Below are 24,461 nucleotides of genomic sequence, written 5' to 3'. Positions count from 1 at the left end.
CCGCACTCCTCAGGGAGTGCGGGGCGATGCGGGAACGCGCGGACAGGACCTCAGTGCCGCTTGTTCTTCTTGGCCTCTTCACGCGCGGCCGCCCGACGCTGACGCCGGGTGCCGCCGTTGTCGTCGCCGCCCGTGTTCTCGGTGCTGGTCTGCACCTCACCGGACTCGGTGGGACCGGAGTAGTTCAGCCGCGGGCGCTGCGGCTGGGAGAGCCCCTGCCCGCCGAACGCCGTCGGTGCGCCGTCGCCACCGACGGTGCCGCCGCCGAGCTGGCTCATCGCCGGTCCGGCGGAAGCACGGGAACGCTTGGAACGCGGCTGCGCCTCCGCACCCGAGGACGCCTGCCCGGCCGCACCGCTCTGCGCGCGCTGCTGGGATGGGGACCCGGGAACCGCGGGCTGCACGTCAGTGGGGTAGTCGGAACCGTCGGAACGACTCACCGACACCGGCACCGACGGCTGCTCCGGAGCGGGCTCCGGCTCGGCCGCCTCCACCTGGACGTTGAACAGGAAGCTGATCGACTCTTCCTTCAACGCCTCGAGCATGGCGTGGAACATGTCGAAGCCTTCCCGCCGGTACTCCACCAGCGGGTCGCGCTGCGCCATCGCACGCAGGCCGATGCCTTCCTTGAGGTAGTCCATCTCGTAGAGGTGCTCGCGCCACTTGCGGTCCAGCACGCTGAGCACCACGCGGCGCTCCAGCTCGCGCATGGCGCCCGGGCCGACCTTGCCGTCGACCTCGCCCTCGCGCCGCTCGTAGGCGTCCCAGCCGTCCTGGAGCACCGCCTCTTGGAGGCTCTCCTTGCTCACGTCGTCCTCGGCCTCGATGAGCTCCTCCCAGTCCAGCTGAACCGGGTAGAGGCCCTTCAGCGCCGTCCAGAGCTTCTCGAAGTCCCAGTCCTCCGCGTAGCCCTCAGCGGTGGCGCCGTTAACGTACGCGGTGGTCACGTCCTTGATCATGTGCCGGACCTGCTCGCGCAGGTCCTCACCCTCCAGGACCCGGCGCCGCTCGGTGTAGATCACCGAACGCTGCTGGTTCATGACCTCGTCGTACTTGAGGACGTTCTTGCGGATCTCCATGTTCTGCTGCTCGACCTGGGTCTGAGCGCTGCGGATCGCCTTGGTGACCATGCTGTTCTCGATCGGCACGTCGTCCGGCACCTTCAGCCGGGTCATGACCGTCTCGACCATCGCGGCGTTGAACCGCCGCATCAGCTCGTCGCCCAGCGACAGGTAGAAGCGGGACTCGCCGGGGTCGCCCTGACGTCCGGACCGGCCGCGCAGCTGGTTGTCGATGCGGCGCGACTCGTGCCGTTCGGTACCGAGGACGTAGAGGCCGCCGACCTCGCGGACCGCGTCGGCCTCCGCCTTGACCTGGGTCTTGACCTTGTCCACGACGCCCGGCCATTCCGCTTCGTACTGCTCGCGGTGCTGAACCGGGTCGAGGCCGCGGCGGCGCAGCTCCGCGTCGGCGATGTGGTCGACGTTGCCGCCGAGCACGATGTCGGTACCGCGACCGGCCATGTTGGTGGCGACCGTGACCGAGCCCTTGCGCCCGGCCTCGGCGATGATGCCCGCCTCCGACTCGTGGTGCTTGGCGTTCAGGACGCTGTGCGGCACGCCCTTCTTCGTCAGCAGCTTCGCGAGGTACTCGGAGCGCTCCACGCTGGTCGTGCCGACCAACACCGGTTGACCGGCGCGGTGCTTCTCCTCGATGTCCTCGGCGACGGCCTCGAACTTCGCGGCCTCGCTCTTGTAGACCAGGTCGGGCTGGTCTTTACGGGCCATCGGCTCGTTCGTCGGGATGCTGACGACGCCGAGCTTGTAGGTGCCCTGGAACTCCGCGGCCTCGGTCTGAGCCGTACCGGTCATGCCGGCGAGCTTCTCGTAGAGGCGGAAGTAGTTCTGCAGCGTGATCGTGGCCAGCGTCTGGTTCTCGGCCTTGATCTCGACGCCTTCCTTGGCCTCGATCGCCTGGTGCATGCCCTCGTTGTAGCGGCGGCCGTGCAGGATGCGGCCGGTGAACTCGTCGACGATGGTGACCTCACCGTCGCGGACGATGTAGTCCTTGTCGCGCTTGTAGAGCTCCTTGGCCTTGAGCGCGTTGTTCAGGTAGCCGACCAGCGGGGTGTTCGCGGCCTCGTAGAGGTTCTCGATGCCCAGCTGGTCCTCGATGATCGTGACGCCGTCCTCGGTGATGCCGACGGTGCGCTTGCGCTCATCGACCTCGTAGTGGGCGTCCTTGCGCAGCATCGGGGCGAGCCGCGCGAACTCCTGGTACCAGCGCGAGGACTGGTCGGCGGGGCCGGAGATGATCAGCGGCGTACGGGCCTCGTCGATCAGGATCGAGTCGACCTCGTCGACGATGGAGAAGAAGTGCCCGCGCTGCACGCAGTCGGCCAGGCTCCACGCCATGTTGTCGCGCAGGTAGTCGAAGCCGAACTCGTTGTTCGTGCCGTAGGTGATGTCGGCTTCGTAAGCGCCGCGACGCTGTTCCGGCGTCATGTCGGCGGTGATCGCGCCGACTTCCAGGCCCAGGAAGCGGTGCACCCGGCCCATCCAGTCGGAGTCACGTTTGGCCAGGTAATCGTTGACCGTGACCACGTGGACGCCCTTGCCCGCGATGGCGTTGAGGTAGGCGGGCAACACGCAGGTCAGGGTCTTGCCCTCACCGGTGCGCATCTCGGCGATCTGACCGAGGTGCAGTGCCGCGCCACCCATGAGCTGCACGTCGTAGTGTCGCTGGCCGAGCGTGCGGTGCGCGCCCTCGCGGGCGACGGAGAACGCTTCGGGCAGCAGTTCGTCCAGGGTTTCGCCGTCGTTGAAACGGCGCTTGAACTCGTCGGTCTTGGCCCGCAATTCGGCGTCGGAGAGCGCGACCGCTTCGTCTTCGAGCTCGTTGATGTGCGCCGCGATGGCGCGCAGGCGCTTGAGCGTCTTGCCCTCGCCGGCGCGGAGCAGTCGGGACAGGACCATCCGGTCGACCTCACTAGCTGATCGTGATGCGCCCGTCACGGACGCCTTATGGTCATCGTATTAGAGCCGGGTTGTGCGGGTGGCGGTTCCGGCGGAGCGGTAGGCCCCGGACGGCGACCGTCCCCCGCGCACACGGTACGCGGGGGACGGTCGGCGAGGTCGGGCGCTGGCGCAGACTCGCCGGGCGCCCGGTTGATCGTCCGGGTCAGGCGGCCAGGCGGATCACCCCGTAGTCGAACCCTCGGCGTCGGTACACGACGCTCGCGCACCCGGTGGTGGCGTCGGAGAACAGGTAGAAATCGTGGCCGACCAGTTCCATCTCGTAGAGGGCTTGGTCGACGGTCATGGGTGTGGCGGCGTGCTCCTTCTCGCGGACGATCCGCCCGGGTTCATAACCGCCCTCGTCCGCGCTGCCGCGTGGCCGGGGAACGTCTCGGCCCGTGTCGGTGGCGGTGTCATCGGCGTCGACGGACATGTCGGCGTCGGCCGTTTCCTCGGCGGGAGCTTCGAGGAGCCCGACTGCGGTGGCCGAGCCACCGGCTGCGACGGTCTGCGTGGTGTTCGCCGAAGTCGCCTCCGCGACGGAGGTGGACTTGTGCCGCCCGTAGTGCACTTTTCTGCGGTCGTGCATGCGGCGGAGCCGGTTCTCCAATTTGCTCGTCGCCGAGTCGAGCGCGGCGTAGAAGTCCCCCGCGGCGGCTTCCGCTCGCACAGCGGGGCCGCGGCTCTTCAGGGTGATCTCGACGCGTTGGCAGCTCTTCGCCTGTCGCGGATTGCGTTCGTGGAAGAGTTCCACGTCCGCCCGAATGGTCTTTCTGTCGTAGCGCTCCAGCCGGGTCAGCTTGTCGGCGATGTGCTCCCGGTAGTGCTCGGGAACCTCAACGTTGCGACCCTTGACGACGATGTCCATTCACGACCTCCGTTCCTTGCGTACATCCCGTGGGCGTGTCCGCACGGCGGCGCCGGAACCGCGTTGATCTCAGTTCGCTTCCGGCGCCAGGGACATGGGTTCCTCACTCCTTCCCAAAGCCCGGGTACGACTGAATGCAGGCACGTTAGCTAACTTCGCCAACGGGAAACAGCCCCCGAGATGGGCGACGTCAAGCCGCCACTGAGCGTGATGTACAAGGCTGAGCGGGCGACTCGCGAGGCTCGCAGCGGGCGTTTTCACGGCGTGTCCCACACCACTCGTCTCACTCGTTCGGCGGGTCGATGATCGAGTTGTGGTCACTGGGCGCCACCGCCCGACCTGATGTTCTCCACAGGTCGGGACGTCCGGGGACGAGTGCCGTCGACTGCTCACACCCCCTGAACGAACGAAGGGCGGCGCCGAGTTCCTCGAATGTCGGACCGCCGGACAACACACGATCGTGTTAACCGGCGGTCGCGGTCAGTACCAGCACCGCGGTGACCGGAATGCCATGCCGGGCGAGGACGTGCGCCGAGCTCAGGACCGTGGCGCCCGTGGTGAGCACGTCGTCGATCAGCAGCACGGGTGCGCCCGCCGGCGGCGATCGCCGTGGCAGCACCGACAACCGACCGGCCAGGTTGCGCAGCCGCTCCGGCGGGGCGAGACCCACCGAGTCCCGCGTACCGGAACCGGCCACGAGGCAGTCGGCGACCGCAACCGCACGGCCGTGCTCCGCGAGCGCGGCCGCCGCCCGGTCCGCGACCCGGGTCATGTGCGCGCCTCCCCGCCGCCGCGAGTTGATCGCTCGCGAAGGCGCGGGCACCAAGTGCCACGTCCCGGGCACGTCGAGATCGGTGCCGCCCTCGAACGGCGCGGCCGCGAGCGGTTCCCAGCCGATGATCCCCTCCAGGCCGTCGGCGATCGCGAAGCCGAACGGCTCGGCGAGGTCGCGGCGCCCGGCGACCTTGTAGGAGACGACTGCACGTCGCGCCGCGCCGCGATAACGCCCCAGGGCGAACACGGGCGGCACGGCGGCGTCACCCGGCGGCATCGGGAGTTCACGCGTGACCTTGCGCAGCCCGCCGAGTTCCCGGGCGCAGCCCACGCACCAGCCGACGCCGGGATGTGCGCAGCCCGCGCAGCGCAGCGGCAGCATCAGGTCGATCAGCCCGGACACCGCGGCGGCGACCGCGCCACCGGTCCGGTGCCAGGGCCGCGCACCGCCCGCCTCGACCTCGCCCGATGACCTTTCCCGGCTCATGGCGTGATGGTGCGCGAATTCGCGGCCCGACTCACCGCGGCGTGTCGGCCGGCGAAACGGGATCAGCCGGGAGGCGGGATCAGCCCGGGAAGAACGGGATCGAATTCCCCTCGATCTCCCCCGGCAGCACGCTCCACACCGCGTTCGAGGCGGTCGCCTCCCACAGCCACCGCTGGTCGGCCACCACGACCCGTTTGCGCGGTCCGACGGTCACCGCGTTGATCGGCTGCGTCAGGTTCGCCGAGGCGTACTCGGTCCACTCGAAGCCGTCCACGGTGACCTCCATGACCGGCGAAGAGCCGTCGGTGACCGCCACCAGGGACTTGTCGGTGAGCCAGTCGACTCCCGTCACCCGGAAACCCCGGTCCGCGCCCAATGTCACCGGGTGCCGCAACGCGACGCGCCCGTCCTCGTCCACGACGGCGGCGACGACGATCCGTCCGTCGACCACACCCGCCGCCCGCGTCCCGTCATGCGAGAGGCGCAGCTGGGTGAGCTGCCCACCGCCGGAGAACTCGCCCACGTCGACGGGCCGGACCCCCCATGAGCCGCCCTCGTCGACCGCGCGGAAGACGTCGCGCCCGTTGACGACCGTCCACACCTCGGAGTCGCCGCGCCAGGTGGGCCTGCTCATGAAGCTGCCGGTCGGCGGCAGCTCGGACATGCCCTTCCCGTACGGGCCGACCTGCAACCCCACCATCCCGGTGGGATTGCGGGTGACCGCGGCGAGCCGTGAACCGTCGGTGGACTGGGCGGCCTGCAGCACTTCCAGCGCACCGGAGCCTGCGGGTCCCGGGATCGGGCCGACGTTCTCGTCCAGCACGTGCAGCCGTTCCCCGATCACGGCGAGACCGGGCAGGTCGGGGTTCACCGCGTTGTCGCTCTCGTAGGACTCGACGTCGGACGGCTGCAGGTCCCGCTTGCCGGGAAGCAGCGGAACGCCCTCTTCCTGGAGCCGGACTCGGGCCTTGCTGACGCTCTGCAGCGACAGCACGACCTGCGCGGCGATCATCTGCCGCGATTCGAGATCGATGTCGCCGAGTTCGCTGAGGTTGACCACCAGCGCGCCGTCATCGGCCTCGCTGACGTTGGTCTTCGGGTTGGCGCCCGGCGGCAGCTTGCTGCCCATCGCGTCCTTGAAGCCCTCGGAGGGACCTGCGATGAGCAGTTCGATCACGCGCCGGGGCAGCGTTCGCTGGTTCGGCGAGACGACCCAGCGCAGGTCGGGCACGACGCCCCCGCCGTCGTGATCGGCGAAGTAGATCGGCACGGCCATGAAACCGTTCTTGAACGCGGTCCTGCTGATCAGCATGTCCTTGGGCGGCAGGGCGATCCGCCACTGCCCGTCCCGATTCCGCTCCACGCTGACCTGCACCTCGTACTGACCGGTGTCGGGGACGAACGAGGCGTCCGGGCGCAGTCGCCCGACGCGGTCCGCCTGCAGGCTCACGAGCTGCACGTTCTCCGGCTGGTTCGGCTGGGGCTGCACCGGGATGGTGTCGATGTTGTCGACGATGAGCACCGAGTTGTCCGGTTCCCAGCGCCGTCCGGCGTCGGCGGTCAGGTACTCCCTGGCCGCGGCGAAACCGCTCTCCGGAGTCGACCCGCTGTCGGCGAAACTGCGCACGAGGTCGAAGGAGTTCAGCCCGCGCGGCGGTTCCGGTGTCGAGTCGGCGGGGGCGTTGTTGCCCTCCACCGACGGTTCCACCGCTTTCGGATCGGAGCGTTCCGGGATCGAGGCGCAGGCGGTCAGCGGGAGCAGGGCCAGCGCCAGCACAGCCAGCGGTCGACGTGTCATCGCAAGTCCTCCCGGCCTCGTTCGGCGGTGCGACCGGCCCGCGCGTGGTCGGCCTTCGTTTGATCGACCCTCGCCTGGTCCTCGCTCGGCTGGTGGTCCGGCCCCTGGTCGAGTCCGGCGCCGTCGTGCGAGGACGGTTCGGACAGCCGGGCGGGGCCGGTGTCCCGGACCGCGCCCTCCCGCTCCTGCTCGCCGTCGGCTTGGGCGTCGACGGTGCGGGCCAACAGCGCGCCGGGGGCGGCGATGCGCCTGCCGACGGGCAATGCCAGCGGGCTGTCGGTGAAGTCCTGTCCAGGTGTGCGCGGCAACGTCAGCCGGAAGCACGATCCGGAGCCGGGTTCGCCCCACGCGTCGAGCAGCCCGCCGTGCAGCCGCGCGTCCTCGGAGCTGATCGACAGGCCGAGCCCGGTGCCGCCGGTGCGGCGGTTGCGGGACGGGTCGGCACGCCAGAACCGGGTGAACACCAGTTCCGCCTCGCCGGGGCGGAGCCCGACGCCGTAATCGCGGACGCTGACGGCCACGGCGCGCTCGTCGGCGCCGAATCGGACCTCCACCGGCCCGCCTTCGGCGTGGTCGATGGCGTTGGCGATCAGGTTGCGCACGATGCGTTCGACGCGGCGAACGTCACCGACGAGGTCGAGGTCGTCACCGGCGACCTCGACGCGCAGCGGGACGTTGCTGGTTTCGGCGATGCCGCGCACCGAATCCACGGCGCGCTGCACGATCGCGGGCAGATCCAGCGGTTCCGAGGCGAGCTCGGCGACGCCCGCGTCGAGCCGGGAGATCTCCAGCAGGTCGGCCAGCAGCGCCTCGAACCGGTCCAGTTCGTCGACGAGCAGTTCGGTGGAGCGGGCCAGACCGGGCGGGAACTGCTCGCGGGAGGCGTGCAGCACGTCGGCAGCCATCCGGACCGTGGTCAGCGGGGTCCGCAGTTCGTGCGAGACGTCGGAGGTGAATCGGCGTTGCAGCTGGCCGAACTCCTCGAGCTGCTTGATCTGCTGCTTGAGGCTGTCGGCCATCTCGTTGAACGACTCCGCCAGCCGGGCCACGTCGTCCTCGCCGATCACCCGCATCCGCTGGTCCAGGTCTCCGTCGGCGAGGCGCGCGGCGTTCTGCGCGGCCTGGCGCACCGGGCGCACCACCTGGCGGGTGACGAGGTTGGTGATGGCACCGAGCAGGACCACCAGCACCAGTCCGCCGACCAGCAGGGTGCTCTGCACGACGTTGAGCGTGCCCTTTTCCGATGTCAGCGGGAACAGCAGGTACGCCTGCAGAGCACGGGTGGAGCTGTCCACCGGAGTGCCGACGACGAGCATCGTCACGGGTTCGCGTCCGCGGGGCACCGTGGTGATCTGCTGTGCGAGCTGGCCTTGTTCCACGAACCTGCGCAGTTCGTGCGGCACGTCGCGCAGCGGACCCGCGAAGGGCTGCGGCCCGGATCCGGTTCCCGCGCCGTCCACCAGCACGGGCTCGAAGGCGCCTGCGGCGGGTCGCTGGGTGGAGCCGTTCGAATCGGGCGTGGTGAGGCGGTTGAGGGCCTGTTCGAGTTGCTGGGAGACGTCGTCGGAGTTCGGGTCGACGGCGGTCAGTTCCCGTTCCAGCACCGGCAGGCTCGACTGCACCTGGCCCTTCGCGGCCCGTTCCTTCGCGGACATCAGCTGGTAGGTGATCTGCGTCTGCAGCACCATGCCGAGCACGCAGATGACCACCGACGACAGCGCGAGCGTGCTGACCACCACGCGCAGCTGCATGGAGCGCCGCCACACGCGTTCGAAGCGCTGCCAGCGTTCTCTGAGTTCATCGCGGGCGCGCGTCCCCCACCGGCGCAGCGCTGTGCCCCGGCTCGCCCACCCGCTCAATGCGACCCGTACCGACGGATCACGGCGGGCCTGCCTTGTATCCGACGCCGCGGACCGTCAGCACGACCTCGGGGCGTTCCGGGTCGCGCTCCACTTTGGACCGCAGCCGCTGCACGTGGACGTTGACCAGCCGGGTGTCGGCGGCGTGCCGGTAGCCCCAGACCTGCTCCAGCAGGACCTCGCGGGTGAACACCTGGCGCGGCTTGCGGGCCAGTGCGACGAGCAGGTCGAACTCCAGCGGGGTGAGCGCGATCGGCACGCCCTCGCGGGTGACCTCGTGCCCGGGGACGTCGATGCTGAGGTCGCCGATGGCGAGCACCTCGGCGGGTTCGGCGTCGGTGCGGCGCAGCCGGGCGCGCAGGCGGGCGACGAGTTCCTTCGGTTTGAAGGGCTTCACGACGTAGTCGTCGGCGCCGGATTCCAGCCCGAGCACCACGTCGACGGTGTCGCTCTTGGCGGTGAGCATCACGATCGGCACCACGGACTCGGTGCGGATCGCCTTGCACACGTCGATGCCGTTCATGCCGGGCAGCATGAGGTCGAGCAGCACCACGTCGGGTTTCAGTTCGCGCAGTGCGGGCATCGCCTTGGTTCCGTCGCTGACCACAGCGGTTTCGAACCCCTCGCCCCGCAGGACGATGGTCAGCATTTCGGCCAGGGCCGGATCGTCGTCCACCACGAGCACGCGCGCCTTCATGCCCCACATGGTTGCACTTCTCACTCCCGGGTCGTACAGCACCCGCCGATCGTCACCGCAGGTCGTCATGCCTGCACTGAACGCGGATCGACTTGTACCGCCGAACGGGGTACTCAAGGTGTGCGGCGGCCACGGGGTGCGCACCGCCCGCAACTACCGCGCGAAGCCCGGAGTCATGGCCGTGATCTCGGCGGCGAGTTCGGCGTAGTCGGGGCGTTCGGCGCCGTCGATCACGCGCCACGGCGCCCACCAGCCGGCCTCGGCGAGTTCCGCGTACACCGCGCCGCAGCGTTCCTGCAGCGAGGAGTCGGATTCGAAGCTGTCGCGGCGCCGGGTCTCGGTGCGTTCCCGGTGCTCGGCGCGGGAAGCCGCCACCTCCGCCGGGACCCGCAGCAGCAGGTGCAGGTCGGGCCGAGGCAGGGCGAACCGCTCGATCTCCAGTTCCCGCGTCCAGCGCACGAACTCCCCGTCGGCGTCCTGGTGCAGCCGGGCGGCGCCGTAGGCGGCGTTGGAGGCGACGTAGCGGTCCAGCAGCACCACGTCGTGCGCGGCGAGGTCGGCGCGCAGCGCCTCGGCGGCGGCCCGCCGGTCCAGCGCGTACAGCACGGCCATGCCGTACACGGATTCACCGAGGTCGCCGTGGCCGCCGTGCAGCGCCTCGGCGATCAGTTCGGCGTGCACGTCCGCGGTGTAGCGCGGGAACGCGGCGTGCGCGACGGTGCGCCCGCCTTCCCGGAGCCGCTCGGTGAGCCCTTCGGTGAGCGTGCGCTTGCCCGCGCCGTCCAGTCCCTCGATCACGATCAGCCGCCCCACGTCGAGGACGATACGCAGCGACGGCGCGCAGGCCGCCGATAGGGTTGACCTGGCCCGAAAACGGTTCACATCCGAGCGCGATGCGGCGAAACTCATCACCCGTGGCGCTCCCCATCCCGGCAGGCGGTTACCGCACCTTCCGCGATCACCTTTCGGAAGACGAGTGGCACGACCTGCTGCGCAGCGGCGCTCCGGTCCGCTACGAGCCGGGCGATGTGCTGCTCAACGAGGGCGACGACGGCGATCACGTGCTGGTGCTGCTGTCCGGTGCCTGCCAGATCGTCGGCGCCCGCCTCGACCAGGGACGGGCGTTGCTGGCGGTGCGTTGGGCGGGCGACGTGATCGGAGAGCAGGCGGACCTCGATCAGCAACCCCGATCGGCCAGCGCGTACGCCCTTTCGAAGTGCTCGGTGCGGTTGTTGCGAGGCGCCGAGTTCGCCGCGTTCATCCGTCGCCGCAGGCTCGACCGGCAGCTCACCCGCTATGTGAGCGCGAAGCTGCGGTCGAACAGCAGCATGGTCGCCGAGTTGGCCGGGTTGTCGGTGAAGTCGAAGGTGGCGTGGTTGCTGTGCCGGCTCGCCGTGTCCGACGAGGTGCATTCGTTCGTGCCGCTGTCCCAGCGCGAGCTGGCCGACCTGCTCGGGTTGTCCCGGAGTTCGGTGGCGGCGAGCCTCGCCGATTTCCGCGCCACGGGGTTGTTGCGCACCGAGCAGCACGGCGTGCAGGTGCTCGCCATCAGCGCGTTGCTGGCCGAGATCGGCCCGACCGACACCAGGTGATCCACTTCATATCCGGGGGTGTCCGAAATCGGACGCCCCTTCCGGCAGATCCACTCGATGCTGGACCTCGACGAGCCGGGCGGCGCAAGGAAAGGCGCAGTCGCTCGGCCCACGCAGGAAGGACATGTCATGGTCCCCGACGCCAGCCTCAACGCACGCCGAACCAAGCAGCTGCCGCCGTACCGCGCGGTGTTCGCGGTGGACACCAAGGACTTCAGCAACAGCCCGAGCGCGCACCAGGAACAACTCAGCCAGGACATCCCGAAGCTGCTGCAGCGGGCGCTCGAACAGTGCGGTCTGTCCCGGCTGTGGGACACCAGCGTGTTCGGCACGTCCACCGGCGACGGCTACTACTTCGGCGTCGACGCCACCGACGCGCCGTTCCTCGTCGACCCGTTCCTGACCGAGCTCAACGACGTGCTGGAAGAGCACGACGAGAAGGTGCGCGCCATCGACCGGAACCTGCGGCTGCGGCTGCGGGCCAGCATCCACCTCGGCCCCATCCCCGACAGCGGGCTGTCGACCGCGATGAACGAAACGCATCGCCTGCTCGACTCCGCTCCGGTCCGCAAGGTCCTCGACCAGTCCGATCCGGACGTCACCTGGCTGGCGGCGATCTTGTCGCAGCGGGTGTTCACCGACGTCATCCAAGGCGACTACGTGAAGCAGCGCGCCTCCCGGTTCGCCGCCAAAGCCGTGAAGGTCAAGAACTTCGAGGACGTCGGCTACCTCTACACGCCGACGGCCTCGGTGAATCCACAGCTGCTCGACGGCGTCGAAGAAGCCGAACCGGTGGACGCCAAGCAGCTCCAGGAGGACCAGCAGCGCGCGGCGGAACAAGCCCAGCAGCCCGCCGTGACGGTGAACTACAACAACGTGCACAACAGCTTCTCCGGCTCCAGCGGCGGTTCGGTCCTCCAGATCGGACAGGCCCGGGACATCAACGGCTTCAACGGGCAGAGCTGATCGTGCGGGGACGGTGACCGTCCTGCGCGCCGGGGGCGCGGGGCCGGGTCCGAGGAATCGCGGAGGGGTCGGTTCCTCGGCCCGGTGGTCCGTGTTCGCCCTCTGGGGGTGGGCGAACAGGGGCCGCCGTGTCCCGTTCTCGCCGCGACACGCCTGCGAGCACTCGGAATTTCGCCGGCGGGGGACGCGCGCAACGCCCGGCGCACGGCGCTGACCTGGATCTCCGCACCAGTCCTGGCGAACCGGGGACAGCCGGGGGCGAGGGCCGTCACAATCGGGTGTCGGAGGGCTCGCCACGAGTCCATCTGCGGTGGACAATCACGGACAAGTGATCATCACCGAGCCGATGGCCAGGAGGCACAAGTGCAGATACCGGGGCCCGACACCCGCGTGGTCGAGCTGCGGGTGCACGGCATCCTAGGGACCACGGGGGACGCGCTCACCGACTCGGTGGCCTCGGTCGACGTCGCCGGTGATGGCGTGGGCCGCATCGTGCGGCCCGCGGATCGGCTGCGCCGCCCGGTGCCCGGCCCGATGCTCACCGCGGGCGATCGGACGGTGCCCCGGATCGTCGAAGGCTACGTCTGGGGCGGCATGACCTCCGGCGGCTGGGCGAAGGCCACCTGGGCGCTGATGTTCCCGTTCGCGTTGAGCAACGTCGCGCACTGGATGCTGCCGCCGCACAAGCCGGGAAGCGCCGTCGGTGCCGCGCTGTCGCAGGCGTTGCGCGCACTGCTGCGAGTGAGCGCGCTGCTGCTGACCATGCTGTTCGTCGCGCAACTCGCGGTGGTGCTGCTGGATCTGCTCGCGGCGCAATGCCTGCGGCCCGGAGCGCAATGCCTGACCTACGTGCCGGAGTCGCTGCGGGCCACGGCCGCGGTGCGCGCGGTGCCCGCGATGCTGCTGCTCGGGCTGATCGTGCTGTTGATGCACCGGCTCTCCAGCGTGTCCTGGAAGGTCTCCGGGGCGTGGAAGTCGCTCGGGACGCGCGGCGACAACTCGCGGCATTCGGCGCGGGCCGCGGTGCTGCCGGGCGCCAACGTCGTCGCCGACCCGGACACTCCGGCGTTGCGCTCGCTGCACGTCGTCGGGGCGCTGTCGGTGATCTCGGTGCTGGCGCTGGGCGGACCGCTGACGCCGAGCGCGGATCCGCGCTGGCTGCTGGCAGAACTGCTGCTGCTGATCTCGATCGGCGGCACGTTGCTGCTCGACGATCCGAGCGGCATGGCTTCCGGCCCGGTCGCCGCGGTGGTGCGCGGCCTGCTGAGCCGGACCGCCCGTCGAGTCGTGGTCACCGTCGCGGCGGTGCTGGTGTTCGCGGTGGCGATCGTGCCGGGACCGCTGAACGCGCCGCTGCCGGGTTCCGGTTCGACCGTGGACGCCATCACCGTCGGCTTGCTGCTCACCTGCGTGGCCGTGGCGGTGCTGCTGGTGCCCGCGGCGCTGCTGGCTCGGCCCGGCTGGTCCTCGGTGCCTCGCGATCTGCGCCCGTGGGCGGGTGGCTGGATGGCGGCGCCGGTGCTGATGCTGGCGTGCATGCTGGGCGCCGGGTTCGGCGCGGGCCTCGGACTGAGCCTGCGCGAGGCGCTGGGCGTCCCGGACCTGATGTTGCCTGCGGCCTATGACGACGTGGCGTTGTTCTGGGGCAGCGCCGCCGTGCTGCTGGCCGTGGGTGGAGCCGGTCTGGGCTGCTGGATGCTGATCCGGCGCTGGTTGCCGAGCGGCACCGAGGACGTGCCCGCCCAAGTCGCGCTGCTGCACGCGGGCAGGCAGCAGGATCAGCGCAACGCGGCCGGGTCCTGGCGGACGGCGGACGTGCAGCGCCGCTACTCGCACCACCTGCTGCTGCTGGTCGCGGCCGTGCTCACCGCCAGCACGCTGCTGGCACTGGGCCTGCGGGCGTGGGACTTCCCGCGCACCGAGTGGGCGGACTGGCTGCGCACGCTGGGCGTGCTCACGTTGGGCCTGCTCGCGGCAGGTCTGCTGCGGATGGTGCAGCTCGCGGCGAAGGAACGCACCGCGGGCCGGTACCTGGGGATCCTGTGCGACCTCACGTTGTTCTGGCCGCGCGAGGCGCACCCGGTGGTGCCGCCGTGCTACGCGCTGAAGGTGGTTCCGGAGCTGGCCGCGCGTGCCGCGGAGCACTTGGCGGAGCCCGACACCCGGGTCGTGCTGGTCGGGCACAGCCAGGGCAGTCTGCTCGCCGCGGTCGCCACGGCACGGCTGCTGGAGTCGCTGCCGGAGGCCGATCGGGAACGGGTCGGGCTGGTCACCGCGGGCTCCCAGTTGCAGTGGGCTTATCCGCGGGCGTTCCCGGGGGTGGTGCCGCACAAGTCGTTGCGCGATCTGGCCGGGTCGCTCAACGGGCGCTGGCGGTCGCTGTGCCGGGGCACCGATGCGCTCGGCGGCGCGGTGACCACGTGGAACCGGCAGGTCTTCGACGGGATGCTGATCGGTGTCGGGCTGCGCCCGGACGGTTCGCACGGCCCGTTGCCGCCCGCGACGCGGGGGCCGACGGGCGCGCTGGTGCTCGGTGGCGATCACTGGCTGCCGGATCCGCAGCGCGGGCCGTTCTCGTTCCGCCGCTGGGTTCCGGGCGTGCTCGGGCATTCCGACTACAGCGGGGACCCGGAGTGGGACCGGGCGGTCGCGATGGCGGCGGGGCTGGAGATCCCGGTCCGGGGCGCCACGTTGCCGCTGCGCACCCCGGCCGCGACGGCCGTGGCGCAGGCGTCCGATCCGCTCGGGGTGCTGAGCGAGTCGCGCCGCGCGGGCGACGCCGAGCGCGGCGGCACCGACCCGGCCGGGGGCGCGTTGTCGCCGGACGATTCGTCACGGGACGATTCGACGTCTGAGGACGCGACGGTCACGGACCTGCTGGGCTGGGATCCGGACGAGGTCGCCGAGTCCGACGAGGCGGCGGAGTCCGCCGCCGAGAACGCCGCCGAGCAGGACCCGCCGTCACGTTCGGCGCTGCCGGAGATCACCGACCCGCGCGGCCGCGCAGCTCCGTGGGAACGAGGCAACGCCCTGCGCGCCGCGGAACGCTGAGCCGCTCGGCCGCCCGCTCTGCGCGGTTCGCCGACTCCGAGCTCGTGCACTCCCGAGGTGCCCCGCCCCGGCTCCGCGTCGCTTCGCGACGACCTGCGGACCGGTTCCCGATCCGCGCCTGCACGGGGCGAAGCCGATCAGCCATGGCCACGACCCACCAGGCACCGCCGACGGCCGCAGCACCCCGCCACCCCCGAGGCTCGCGAGAAAGTGAACGCCCCCGGCGCGTCGGACACTCCTGTGGACAGCTGTCCTGGCTTCGCGGCAAAGGGTCCTGGGCTGCGGAGCGAGGGGGCCGCCCCGTTCGGGCGGTTCACTCGCTCGCGAAATCACCGAAGTTGCCCACACCGTGACCGCGGAGTGCCCGCCGAGATCAAAGGCGGCCCCGGTCGGACGGCGAAGCGAACGGACCCGCTCCCCGAGGCCGGGGAGCGGGTCCGTTGGGTTTGCCGGTGGCGGTCCGGTCAGACGGAGCCGCCCGAGGAGACGTCCCGCTGCTGCTGTCCGAGGCGGGAATGGCCGCGGCCGTACAGGAAGTACACCACCACGCCCGCGATCATCCACACGATGAACCGGACCCAGGTCAGCGCGGTCAGGTTCAGCATCAGCCACACGCAGGCGATGATCGCCAGGATCGGGATCAGCGGCACCAGCGGCGCCCGGAACCCGCGCGGCAGGTCCGGTCGTGAACGACGCAGGATGATCACACCGGCGGACACCAGGATGAACGCGAACAGCGTGCCCACGTTGACCATTTCTTCCAGCTTGTCCGCCGGGAAGAACGCCGCGGCCAGCGCCACGACCAGGCCGACGATCAGCGTCGCGCGCACCGGGGTGCCGTTCTCGCTGTGCGTCTTGGCCAACCCGCGCGGCAGCAGGCCGTCCCGGGACATCGCGAACAGGATGCGCACCTGGCCGAGGAACATGACCATGACGACCGTCGTGAGCCCGGCCAGCGCGCCGACCGTGATGACTCCGGCCGCCCAGGTGATGCCGTTGAGCTGGAACGCCGTTGCCAGCGTCGCCTTCTCGCCGTCCGGCGTGGTGCCCAGCTGGGTGTAGTTGACCATGCCGGTCACCACGATGGCGACGGCCACGTACAGCACGGTGACGATCGCCAGCGAGCCGAAGATGCCGCGCGGCGCGTCGCGCTGCGGGTTGCGCGTCTCCTCGGCGGTGGTGGCGACCACGTCGAATCCGATGAACGCGAAGAACACCAGCGAAGCGCCCGCCAGCAGTCCGAACACGCCGAAGCTGCTGGTCTCACCGCCCAGCAGCAGCGACAGCAGCGACTGGTCCAGCTTGGAGGCGTCCTCCGCACCGGACTCGGCCGGCGGGATGAACGGCGTGTAGTTGTCGGCGTTGACGTAGGACAGGCCCACCACGACGACGAGCAGCACCACGAACACCTTGATGGCGCTGATGACGAGGCTGACCCGTGCCGAAAGCTTGGTGCCGACCGCGAGGACCGTGGTCAGCGCGGCGATCAGCAGCAACGCGCCCCAGTCGAACTGCAGCGGCCCGAGTTCGAACTTCGTCGGCACACCGTTGAGCCCGACGAGTGCGAGGACCTGCTGCAGGTAGCTCGACCACCCCTTGCTCACCGCTGCGGCCGCGACCGCGAACTCCAGGATCAGGTCCCAGCCGATGATCCAGGCGATGAACTCGCCGAACGTCGCGTACGAATACGTGTACGCGCTGCCCGCGACCGGAACGGTCGAGGCGAACTCCGCGTAGCAGACCGCGGCGAGGCCGCAGGCGATGGCCGCGATGATGAAGGACAACGACACCGACGGCCCCGTCGTGTCGCCGGCCGTGGAGGCGGCGAGCGTGAAGATCCCTGCGCCGATGACGACCGAGACGCCGAAGACCATGAGGTCCCAGGCGCCGAGGTTCTTCCGGAGCTTCGTGTCCGGCTCATCGGTATCCTTGATCGATTGCTCGACCGACTTAGTTCGCCACAGCCCGGTCCCTGGCACTGTCGCCCTCCTCTTCCAACCCGAATGGTGGAACGCACCCTAGCGGGGAGTGTTGCACCGGGTTCGCCGGAAAACAGTGTGGCCGGAGCAATTCGTTAATGCTCTGTGACCGCCCCGTCCACCCGGCGGACATCGTGATCCGCCAAATGCAGCGAGCCGATCACGTTCCGTGCTCATAGCAGACGTCGCCGCAGGTAGACGGCCTCCTATCAAGACAATTTCCCGGTTTTCCCCAGATCATCGGGAAAGCCTGCGCAAGTGGATAAATCGAGAAGATTCAGTCCTGTTCCGAGACCATGGACGCGTTCTCGGCGGCCGAGTTCGCGCCACGGTCCAGATCGGGTTCGAGGTAGATCAGGCGCGCGGCGGGGACCTTCGCCCGGACCCGCGCCTCCGCGTCGTCGATCTCCGTTGCCACCTCCGCGGCGGAGATCGACGGGGTCAGCCCGATCTTCGCGGCGACCAGCAGTTCGTCCGGACCGAGGTACTGGGTGCGGATGTGGATGACCTTCTGCACCTTGCCGCCGCGCAGCTCGCCCACGATGTCGTCCAGCACCGAGCGGGTCGCGCCCTCGCCGATGAGCAGGCTCTTCGTCTCGATGATGAGCACGATCGCGATGGCGCCCAGCAGCACACCGATGCACGCGGTGCCGATGCCGTCGAAAACGGGGTTCCCGGTGAGCACGGACAGTCCGACACCGCCGAGCGCGAACACCAGCCCCAGCAGCGCTCCCGCGTCCTCCAGCAGCACCACCGGCAGTTCCGGCGTCTTGGCCTGGCGGATGAACTGCCACCAGCCGAGCCCGCCCTTGATCGCGCGGGACTCCTTGATGGCGGTGGCGAAGCTGTAGGACTCCAGCCCGATGGCCACCAAAAGAATCACCACGGCCACGATCGGCGAGGTCAGTTCCTCCGGGTGCTGGATCTTGTGGATGCCCTCGTACAGGGCGAACACCGAACCGAGGCTGAACAGCAGCAGTGCCACGACGAACGAGTAGAAGTAGCGGTCCCGCCCGTAGCCGAACGGGTGCTCCTCGGTGGGTTTGCGCACCGAAGTCTTCTGGCCGAGCAGCAGCAGGCCCTGGTTGGACGTGTCCGCGACCGAGTGCACGGACTCGGCGAGCATCGACGACGACCCGGTGAACAGGAACCCGCCGAACTTGGCCACCGCGATGCCCGCGTTCGCGGCCAGAGCCGCCAGGATCGCCTTGGTACCGCCGCCTGCTGACACGATGTCGCTCCCGCGTTCGAGGTTCGGAAAAGTCCTCGGGAAATGTACCGACATGATCGACCGACCAGGGCCGGTACGGGACAACTCGCCTCTGACCGCCGGCACGATCCATGCGACACGAGTCGGCCGGTACGGCAGCCTCGCGGTGAAGCCGCAGGCTGAGGAGTCCGTGCAAGTGATCTTTTGATCAGCGTCTTGTCAGCGGCGAAGCCGCTGACAAGAGTGAAAAGACCACCGGCGGGTTCTCAGCGGCTTCCTCGCGAGGCCGGCTTTTCCCCTCGTGGCGGAGCCACTCGGGAAAAAGATCCCGCAGTGAGGAAGCCACTGAGGTTCCGCCACCCGACCCGCCATGCAGGCCCCCGGAACGGCTCTCAAGCCCCCGCTGCCGCGCGGAACAGCTGGGCTGTGCCGTCCTGGCACATCGGGTGCGCCAGGACCGCCGGATCGGAGGCCGCCAGCCACACCGACTGCCCCTTCACCAGGTCCAGCTCCACCCGCTCCCCCGCAACGCCCTCCGTGGACAGGCGCACGCCGCCCTTGGTGCACAGCAGGATCTGCGGGCCGTGCGAGTCCAACCGCACCGGCGTCGAGTTCGCCGGCGACCAGTCCACCCGGGAAAGGCGGAACTCCTCCGCGGGCGTCTGGTAGACGGTCAGGTTCCCGTCCAGCGACTCCCCCTTGTGCACCCGCATGTCGGCGCACGTGAAGTCCAGGACCCGCAGCAACTCCGGCACGTCGACGTGCTTCGGGGTGAGCCCGCAACGCAGGATGTTGTCCGAGTTCGCCAAGATCTCCACCGCGGTGCCCTGCAAGTAGGCGTGCAGGTTGCCCGCGGGCAGGTAGATCGCCTCGCCCGGATGCAGGACCAGCCGGTTCAGCAACAAGCTCGCCAGCACGCCCGCGTCGTTCGGGTAAGCCTCCCCCAGCTCCAGGACCGTGCGGCACTCCAGCGCGAACTCGCCGTGCTCGCGCACGTGCCGCACGCAGGCGTCCAGGAGTTCCGGCAGCAGCTCGCGCAGGTAGTGCTGCGGCAGCGTGATCCAGGTGGTGAACAGCGCCCGCAGCCCGTCCGCGTCCGGCTGGGCCGCGAGCAGCCCGGTGTGCGGCCGAAGGCTCGGCACGTCCAGTTCGCCCAGCAGCCGCACCGTGCGGTGCGCCTCGCGGAAACCGGCCAGCGCGTGGAACTCGGTGAGCGCGCACACCAGCTCCGGTTTCGCCGTGGGGTCCGGGTAGTTGCGGTTCGGGGCGTTGCGCGGGATGCCCACGCGTTCCTCCCGCGCGAACCCTTCCGCGGCCTGCTCGGCCGAAGGGTGCGCCTGCAGGCTCAACGGCTCGTTCGCGGCGAGCACCTTGAGCAGGAACGGCAACCGGCTGCCCCAGCGTTCGGTGCACACCGGGCCGAGGTGGTGCGCCGGGTCGGCATCGAGCAGGTGCAGCAGCGACTCCTCGGAACCGTCCGGGCGCACCAGCTTCGACGGGTCCCCGGGATGCGCGCCCATCCACAGTTCGGCCTCGGGGTGCGGAGTGGGAACCGGCCGGCCGAGCAGATCCGCGATAGCGGTACGCGAGCCCCACGCGTAGGGGCGCACCGCGTTCCGCAGTAACTCCACAGTCGTTCTCGCTCTCTTCACCGCTGGTCAGGCATACCGCTGCGGCGTGTCCGGCTTCTCGCACACGCCACGACGCCTCGACTCGGCGTCAATCTTGAACCAGCACCTTCGGCGTCCGGCCTTGGACCAGGACATCGCCTCTCCGCTACCAGTGCATCAGGGGCACCCCTGGTAATTGCCCAAGGTTTTCACCCCGTCCGATCAGTGCACCGCCATGGCCTGCCTGCCCGGACCCCCGAGCGTGCCCGCCGCGAGCCCCAGGTAGACCGCGGTGAGATCGAACCGCAATGCGAGCACCGCCGCCCGCAGCACCGCGTCCTCGCGGGCCGACTCACCGGGAACGATCAGATCCGCGCTCGGCAACGCCCCGGTCACGGCGCGTTCCTCGTTCTCCGCGCGGGCGTCGTGCCGGGTGCCGATCAGGAAGACCCGCGGCGTCACGCCCTCGTCCACATCGGGATCGGCGAACAGGTCCGAGCCGGATTCGCGCACCGAGCGGTACAGGGCGTGCCTCGTGACCGCCTGCGCATGGTTCGTGACGTCGCAGGCCAGTCCCGCGTGCACGCCGAGCGCATACGCGCCGTGCCCCGCGACGGACGTGGCCAGCTGGTCGACGCCCCACAGCAGCGGTTCGTGGTCGGCCAGCCGCAGCGCCAGCGCCTTCGCCGGGTTCATCAGCGGTTCCTGGCCCGGATGCGCACGTTCCGCCTCCCGGTCCAGTTCCTCGGCGAGCTGCTCGGTGTCGCAGCGGATGAGCCCCAGCGCGATGAGCACGCTGAGCCCCACGGTGAACACGTGCGCGAAGGTCAATTCGTCGGGCACCGGGATGCGCGGGGCCACGATCTTCGCGCGGCCCGCCCCGGACGCGGCGACCGGTCCGTCCTCGGGAACGGCCAGCACCACCGAGGCACCCCGCCGCGTGGCGGTCGCCACCCCGTCCGCGAGCACCGGATCCCCCGGGTCGGGCGTGTGCGCGAACACCACATCGAGCGCACCGACCCACACCGGGACGGACTCCGCCACGATCACCGGAACCGGGCACGACGGCCCGGCCAGCGCGGCGAGCACCCCGCACACCGACGGCCCGAGCCCGGGCCGCGAAACCAGCACGAGGGAACGCGGCCTGCCGTCGGCGAGGTCGTCGAAGCCGACCTCCCCCACGTTCTCCACGGCCGCGCGCACCTGCGCGCCCGCGAGCGCGGCCGAGCGCAACAGCCCGCGCGAGTCGGCCTCGGTGATCCGGTCAGGGTCGTCGAAAAGGCTGTCGTCGAGCACCGGAGGTCACCTCTCCCCGGTCGCGCCAGGATCGTCGGGGCCGCCGACGGCCTCCTCCAGCAGCAGCACCGGAATCCCGTCCCGGACCGGGTAGCCGCGGCCGCACGAAGTGCACGTCAAGTAGTCCTCCTGCGCGGCCCCGGTCGCCTCGGCGCGCAACGCGCCGTGGTCCGGCGCCGGACAGGCGAGGATCTCCAGCAATGTCGGTTCCAGAGCCACGGCCACGTTCCCTCCTGAGTCCACACCCGGTCCACGCCCAGCGGGCGGCGTCACGCCCGCACCACTGCGAGCACCTCGTCGCGCAACGCGGCGACCGCGGCGGCGTCCGGCGCCTCCACGTTCAACCGCAGCAGCGGCTCGGTGTTCGAGGGCCGCAGGTTGAACCAGGAACCGTCCGACAGCTCCACGGTAAGCCCGTCGAGCTCGTCGATTCGAGCCTCCGGACGTTCCCGGTAGGTTTCGGCCACCGCGCGCATCCGCCCAGCCTGGTCGTCGACCGTCGAGTTGATCTCGCCGGAGGCGGCGTAGCGGGAGTACTCGGCCATCAGCCCGGACAGCGGACCGGCCTGACCACCCAGCGCGGCCAGCACGTGCAGCGCGGCCAGCATGCCGGAGTCGGCCTTCCAGAAGTCCCGGAAGTAGTAGTGCGCCGAATGCTCGCCACCGAAGATCGCCCCGGTCTCGGCCATCGTCTGCTTGATGAACGAGTGCCCGACGCGAGTGCGCACCGGCTTGCCACCGCGCTCGGCGACGATCTCGGGAACGGCGTGCGAGGTGATCAGATTGTGGATGACGGTGCCGCCCGGCTCCTTCGCGAGCTCGCGGACCGCGACCAGCGCGGTGATCGCGCTCGGCGCCACCGGATCGGCGTTCTCGTCCACCACGAAACAGCGGTCCGCGTCGCCGTCGAAGGCCAGCCCCGCGTCGGCGCCCACTTCGCGGACCTTCGCCTGCAGGTCGACCAGGTTCGCCGGGTCCAGCGGGTTCGCCTCGTGGTTGGGGAACGTGCCGTCCAGTTCGAAGTACATCGGCACCAGCTCGACCGGCAGCCCCTCGAACACCGTGGGCACGGTGTGCCCGGCCATGCCGTTGCCCGCGTCCACGACGACCTTCAGCGGCCGGACCTCCCGCAGGTCGACCAGGCTGCGCAGGAAACTCGCGTAGTCGGCGGCCATGTCGCGCTCGGAGACGGTGCCCTTCGCGCCCAGGAACTCCGGCACGCCGTGCGAGACGAGCTCCTGGATCTCGGACAGGCCGCTGTCCTGGCCGACCGGCGCCGCGCCCGCCCGGCACAACTTGATGCCGTTGTAGCGGGCCGGGTTGTGGCTGGCGGTGAACATGGCGCCCGGCAACTCCAGCGTGCCGGAGGCGAAGTAGAGCAGGTCGGTGCTGGCCAGCCCGATGGAGATCACGTCGACGCCCTGGCCGGTGACGCCCTCGGCGAACGCGGCGGCGAGGCCGGGCGAGGAATCGCGCATGTCGTGCCCGACGACCACGGCAGGACCGCCGACGAGCCTGGTGAACGCGGCGCCGATCTCCCGAACCACGTCGGTGTCGAGCTGCTCGTCCACCACCCCGCGGATGTCGTACGCCTTGACGATCTCCGACAGGTCCCGCACGCTGCACATCCCTACGTAGTCCGGCCAACCTCGATGCGGTCCGAGCCTACCGGCGATCGGTGATCTTGCGGAGAGCTCCCGACGGCCACGAGCGGCACGTCACGTTCTGCGCGCCGGCTCACTCGTCCCGAGGGTCGGGCAGCGCGCGCAGATGCCCGCGCCTGCCACCGCCGACGGAGAAATCCGGCGAATCCACCGGCAGATCCGAGCGACCGGCCTCCCGCACCGCTTCGGCGAGCGCCGTCAAATCGTCCACCGAACGGTCGGGCAACGCGAACTCGCCCTCGTAGCGGACGACCTCCCAGCCCTTCGGCACCGTGAGCCGCAGCGCGTGTTCCTCGCACAGGTCGTAGCTGTGCGGTTCCGCGTAAGTCGCCAGCGGTCCGACCACCGCGGTGGAGTCCGCATAGGCATACGTAAGCGTCGCAACGGCCGGGTTGGTACACCCGGTCCGCGAGCACCGCCTCACGCTCCGCACGACTGGCACGATAGCGCCCTCCGTCCAGCCCGTGCCGGAGGCACGCGGAAACGTCATCTTCCGCCCTCCCCGGGCACGGCCGTCGCACCCCGCTCACCGGGGGATTCGCACCGCCGGACGGGTTTGTTCGCGCTGCGCTGAAGACGCACCGGGCGTACCGGTGACGCCGAGTGCTCGATCCGGTGGCGACAGGCGACCCGAACGGGCATCCCCGTGGGGAGCGAGAGGGCGTACCCTCAGCCCGTGGTGACCGCACGTGGATATCGCCGCCGGACGCTCGCCCGGCGGGATCGTCGAGGGCGCGGCCTTCGCGGCCCCTGTACCCGTCGTCGGTCCCGGTGGCTCGCAGCCGTTCGCAACGGTTCGACGCGATCGTGCTCGAAGCGCTCGAACCGATCGAGCAGCGCTGGCACGCCGAACTGACCGAGCTCGACGTGGCCGTCGACGAGGTACCGGAGGTACAGGCCACCGCCCCGGAGAAGGTCGTGTGGGACGACGACGTGGTGGTGGACGCGAACGTTCCGCTGGCGCGGCTGGTGCCCGCCGGGGTGGACCGTCGCGGCCTGCCGACGCGCGCCCGCATCGTCCTCTACCGGCGCCCCCTGGAAGCCCGCGCCCGCGACGGCCAGGACATGGCCGACCTGCTCCACGACGTCCTCATCGAACAGGTAGCCACCTACCTCGGCCTAGACCCTGACGTTATCGAGGGGCAGTAGGTGGTGGCGGCTCCTTCTGCTTTGGGGGTCGGGTAGCGGAACCTCAGGTGTCTTCTCGCTGCGGGATCTTTTTCCCAAGTGGCTCCGCCACGAGGGAAAAAGCTGTCCTCGCGAGAAGACACCTGAGAACCCGCCGGTGGTCATCTTGCTTGCGTGGGCTATGTGCTTCGCACATACAGGCACGGCCTTCGGCCGCCAGGCAAGCGGGGCTTCGCCCGCCCTTCGCGGACTCCGCCGCCAACTGCACGGCTTCGCCGCACGGCACGGCCTTCGGCCGCCAGGCAAGCGGGGCTTCGCCCGCCCTTCGCGGGCTTCGCCGCCAACTGCACGGCTTCGCCGTAAAGCGCGGACTTCGGCTGCGAGACAGGTGGGGCCTTGCCTGGCCTTTGTGGGGGGCGCCGTCTTGAGGGCGGGTTTTGGGTGTGGGGCGGTGGGGAGGTCGGA

Annotated in this window: 17 protein-coding genes and 1 pseudogene; 4 read left to right on the top strand and 14 right to left on the bottom strand. The window is 70.1% G+C overall.

The window, feature by feature from the left end; all coding sequences use genetic code 11:
* Positions 1–50: 50 nt before the first annotated feature.
* The 7 genes from secA to H2Q94_RS04180 all read right to left on the bottom strand — a co-directional run bounded on the left by secA (position 51) and on the right by H2Q94_RS04180 (position 10,313).
* Complete coding sequence (secA, locus tag H2Q94_RS04210) at positions 51–2,975, bottom strand: preprotein translocase subunit SecA (protein ID WP_243792210.1); 2,925 nt, start codon at positions 2,973–2,975, stop codon at positions 51–53.
* A gap of 205 nt (positions 2,976–3,180) precedes the next feature.
* Positions 3,181–3,885 carry a ribosome hibernation-promoting factor, HPF/YfiA family gene (gene hpf, locus H2Q94_RS04205; RefSeq protein WP_243792208.1) on the bottom strand — a complete coding sequence of 235 codons (705 nt, stop codon included), beginning with the start codon at positions 3,883–3,885 and terminating at the stop codon, positions 3,181–3,183.
* A 463-nt stretch (positions 3,886–4,348) separates the two neighbouring features.
* Positions 4,349–5,146, bottom strand: coding sequence for a ComF family protein (locus H2Q94_RS04200; RefSeq protein ID WP_243792206.1), 798 nt, complete (start codon positions 5,144–5,146; stop codon positions 4,349–4,351).
* A gap of 79 nt (positions 5,147–5,225) precedes the next feature.
* On the bottom strand, positions 5,226–6,944 hold the full coding sequence (locus H2Q94_RS04195; protein WP_243792203.1) for an LpqB family beta-propeller domain-containing protein: 1,719 nt from the start codon (positions 6,942–6,944) through the stop codon (positions 5,226–5,228).
* A complete protein-coding gene (gene mtrB / locus H2Q94_RS04190; protein ID WP_243792201.1) occupies positions 6,941–8,803 on the bottom strand; it encodes an MtrAB system histidine kinase MtrB in 1,863 nt (620 codons plus the stop codon). Before mtrB ends, H2Q94_RS04195 begins: the two co-directional genes overlap by 4 nt.
* Positions 8,804–8,822: 19 nt before the next feature.
* Positions 8,823–9,500, bottom strand: coding sequence for an MtrAB system response regulator MtrA (mtrA, locus tag H2Q94_RS04185; protein WP_221315928.1), 678 nt, complete (start codon positions 9,498–9,500; stop codon positions 8,823–8,825).
* A 153-nt stretch (positions 9,501–9,653) separates the two neighbouring features.
* Positions 9,654–10,313, bottom strand: coding sequence for a dTMP kinase (locus H2Q94_RS04180; RefSeq protein WP_243792199.1), 660 nt, complete (start codon positions 10,311–10,313; stop codon positions 9,654–9,656).
* A gap of 101 nt (positions 10,314–10,414) precedes the next feature.
* Between H2Q94_RS04180 and H2Q94_RS04175 the strand changes: the two genes are divergently transcribed.
* From H2Q94_RS04175 to H2Q94_RS04165, 3 genes are all read left to right on the top strand, one after another.
* Positions 10,415–11,092 carry a Crp/Fnr family transcriptional regulator gene (locus H2Q94_RS04175; RefSeq protein WP_243792196.1) on the top strand — a complete coding sequence of 226 codons (678 nt, stop codon included), beginning with the start codon at positions 10,415–10,417 and terminating at the stop codon, positions 11,090–11,092.
* 129 nt (positions 11,093–11,221) lie between these two features.
* On the top strand, positions 11,222–12,058 hold the full coding sequence (locus H2Q94_RS04170) for a hypothetical protein (protein WP_243792193.1): 837 nt from the start codon (positions 11,222–11,224) through the stop codon (positions 12,056–12,058).
* Between the two features lie 363 nt (positions 12,059–12,421).
* Positions 12,422–15,109 carry a hypothetical protein gene (locus tag H2Q94_RS04165; protein WP_243792191.1) on the top strand — a complete coding sequence of 896 codons (2,688 nt, stop codon included), beginning with the start codon at positions 12,422–12,424 and terminating at the stop codon, positions 15,107–15,109.
* 464 nt (positions 15,110–15,573) lie between these two features.
* Here the strand turns inward: H2Q94_RS04165 and H2Q94_RS04160 are convergent, their stop codons facing one another.
* The 7 genes from H2Q94_RS04160 to H2Q94_RS04130 form a co-directional block, all read right to left on the bottom strand.
* Entirely contained in the window at positions 15,574–17,088 is a 1,515-nt protein-coding gene (locus tag H2Q94_RS04160) for an amino acid permease (RefSeq protein ID WP_243792189.1), read from the bottom strand.
* 277 nt (positions 17,089–17,365) lie between these two features.
* A complete protein-coding gene (locus H2Q94_RS04155; RefSeq protein ID WP_243792186.1) occupies positions 17,366–18,319 on the bottom strand; it encodes a cation diffusion facilitator family transporter in 954 nt (317 codons plus the stop codon).
* Positions 18,320–18,690: 371 nt separating this feature from the next.
* Positions 18,691–19,929: a mannose-6-phosphate isomerase, class I gene (gene manA / locus H2Q94_RS04150; RefSeq protein WP_243792184.1), complete on the bottom strand. Its 1,239-nt coding sequence runs from the start codon at positions 19,927–19,929 to the stop codon at positions 18,691–18,693.
* A 201-nt stretch (positions 19,930–20,130) separates the two neighbouring features.
* Positions 20,131–21,204: a hypothetical protein gene (locus tag H2Q94_RS04145; RefSeq protein WP_243792182.1), complete on the bottom strand. Its 1,074-nt coding sequence runs from the start codon at positions 21,202–21,204 to the stop codon at positions 20,131–20,133.
* Positions 21,205–21,210: 6 nt separating this feature from the next.
* Complete coding sequence (locus tag H2Q94_RS04140) at positions 21,211–21,429, bottom strand: Trm112 family protein (RefSeq protein WP_243792180.1); 219 nt, start codon at positions 21,427–21,429, stop codon at positions 21,211–21,213.
* A gap of 44 nt (positions 21,430–21,473) precedes the next feature.
* Entirely contained in the window at positions 21,474–22,823 is a 1,350-nt protein-coding gene (locus H2Q94_RS04135) for a phosphomannomutase/phosphoglucomutase (RefSeq protein ID WP_243792178.1), read from the bottom strand.
* Positions 22,824–22,941: 118 nt separating this feature from the next.
* Positions 22,942–23,292: a DUF3499 domain-containing protein gene (locus tag H2Q94_RS04130; RefSeq protein WP_243795518.1), complete on the bottom strand. Its 351-nt coding sequence runs from the start codon at positions 23,290–23,292 to the stop codon at positions 22,942–22,944.
* A 252-nt stretch (positions 23,293–23,544) separates the two neighbouring features.
* Between H2Q94_RS04130 and H2Q94_RS04125 the strand changes: the two are divergent.
* Positions 23,545–24,017: pseudogene (locus tag H2Q94_RS04125) on the top strand (metallopeptidase family protein).
* Positions 24,018–24,461: the final 444 nt, after the last annotated feature.

The organism is Saccharopolyspora gloriosae (assembly GCF_022828475.1).
GTDB classification, from domain to species: Bacteria; Actinomycetota; Actinomycetes; order Mycobacteriales; family Pseudonocardiaceae; genus Saccharopolyspora_C; species Saccharopolyspora_C gloriosae_A.
This window is presented reverse-complemented; position numbering and strand designations above follow the sequence as displayed.

What these genes read in the sequence shown, in the direction of transcription:
- mtrA (WP_221315928.1), bottom strand. Translation starts at nt 9,500, where the DNA reads ATGAAGGCGCGCGTGCTCGTGGTGGACGACGATCCGGCCCTGGCCGAA.
- secA (WP_243792210.1), bottom strand. Translation starts at nt 2,975, where the DNA reads ATGGTCCTGTCCCGACTGCTCCGCGCCGGCGAGGGCAAGACGCTCAAG.
- H2Q94_RS04170 (WP_243792193.1), top strand. Translation starts at nt 11,222, where the DNA reads ATGGTCCCCGACGCCAGCCTCAACGCACGCCGAACCAAGCAGCTGCCG.
- hpf (WP_243792208.1), bottom strand. Translation starts at nt 3,885, where the DNA reads ATGGACATCGTCGTCAAGGGTCGCAACGTTGAGGTTCCCGAGCACTAC.
- H2Q94_RS04195 (WP_243792203.1), bottom strand. Translation starts at nt 6,944, where the DNA reads ATGACACGTCGACCGCTGGCTGTGCTGGCGCTGGCCCTGCTCCCGCTG.
- H2Q94_RS04200 (WP_243792206.1), bottom strand. Translation starts at nt 5,146, where the DNA reads ATGAGCCGGGAAAGGTCATCGGGCGAGGTCGAGGCGGGCGGTGCGCGG.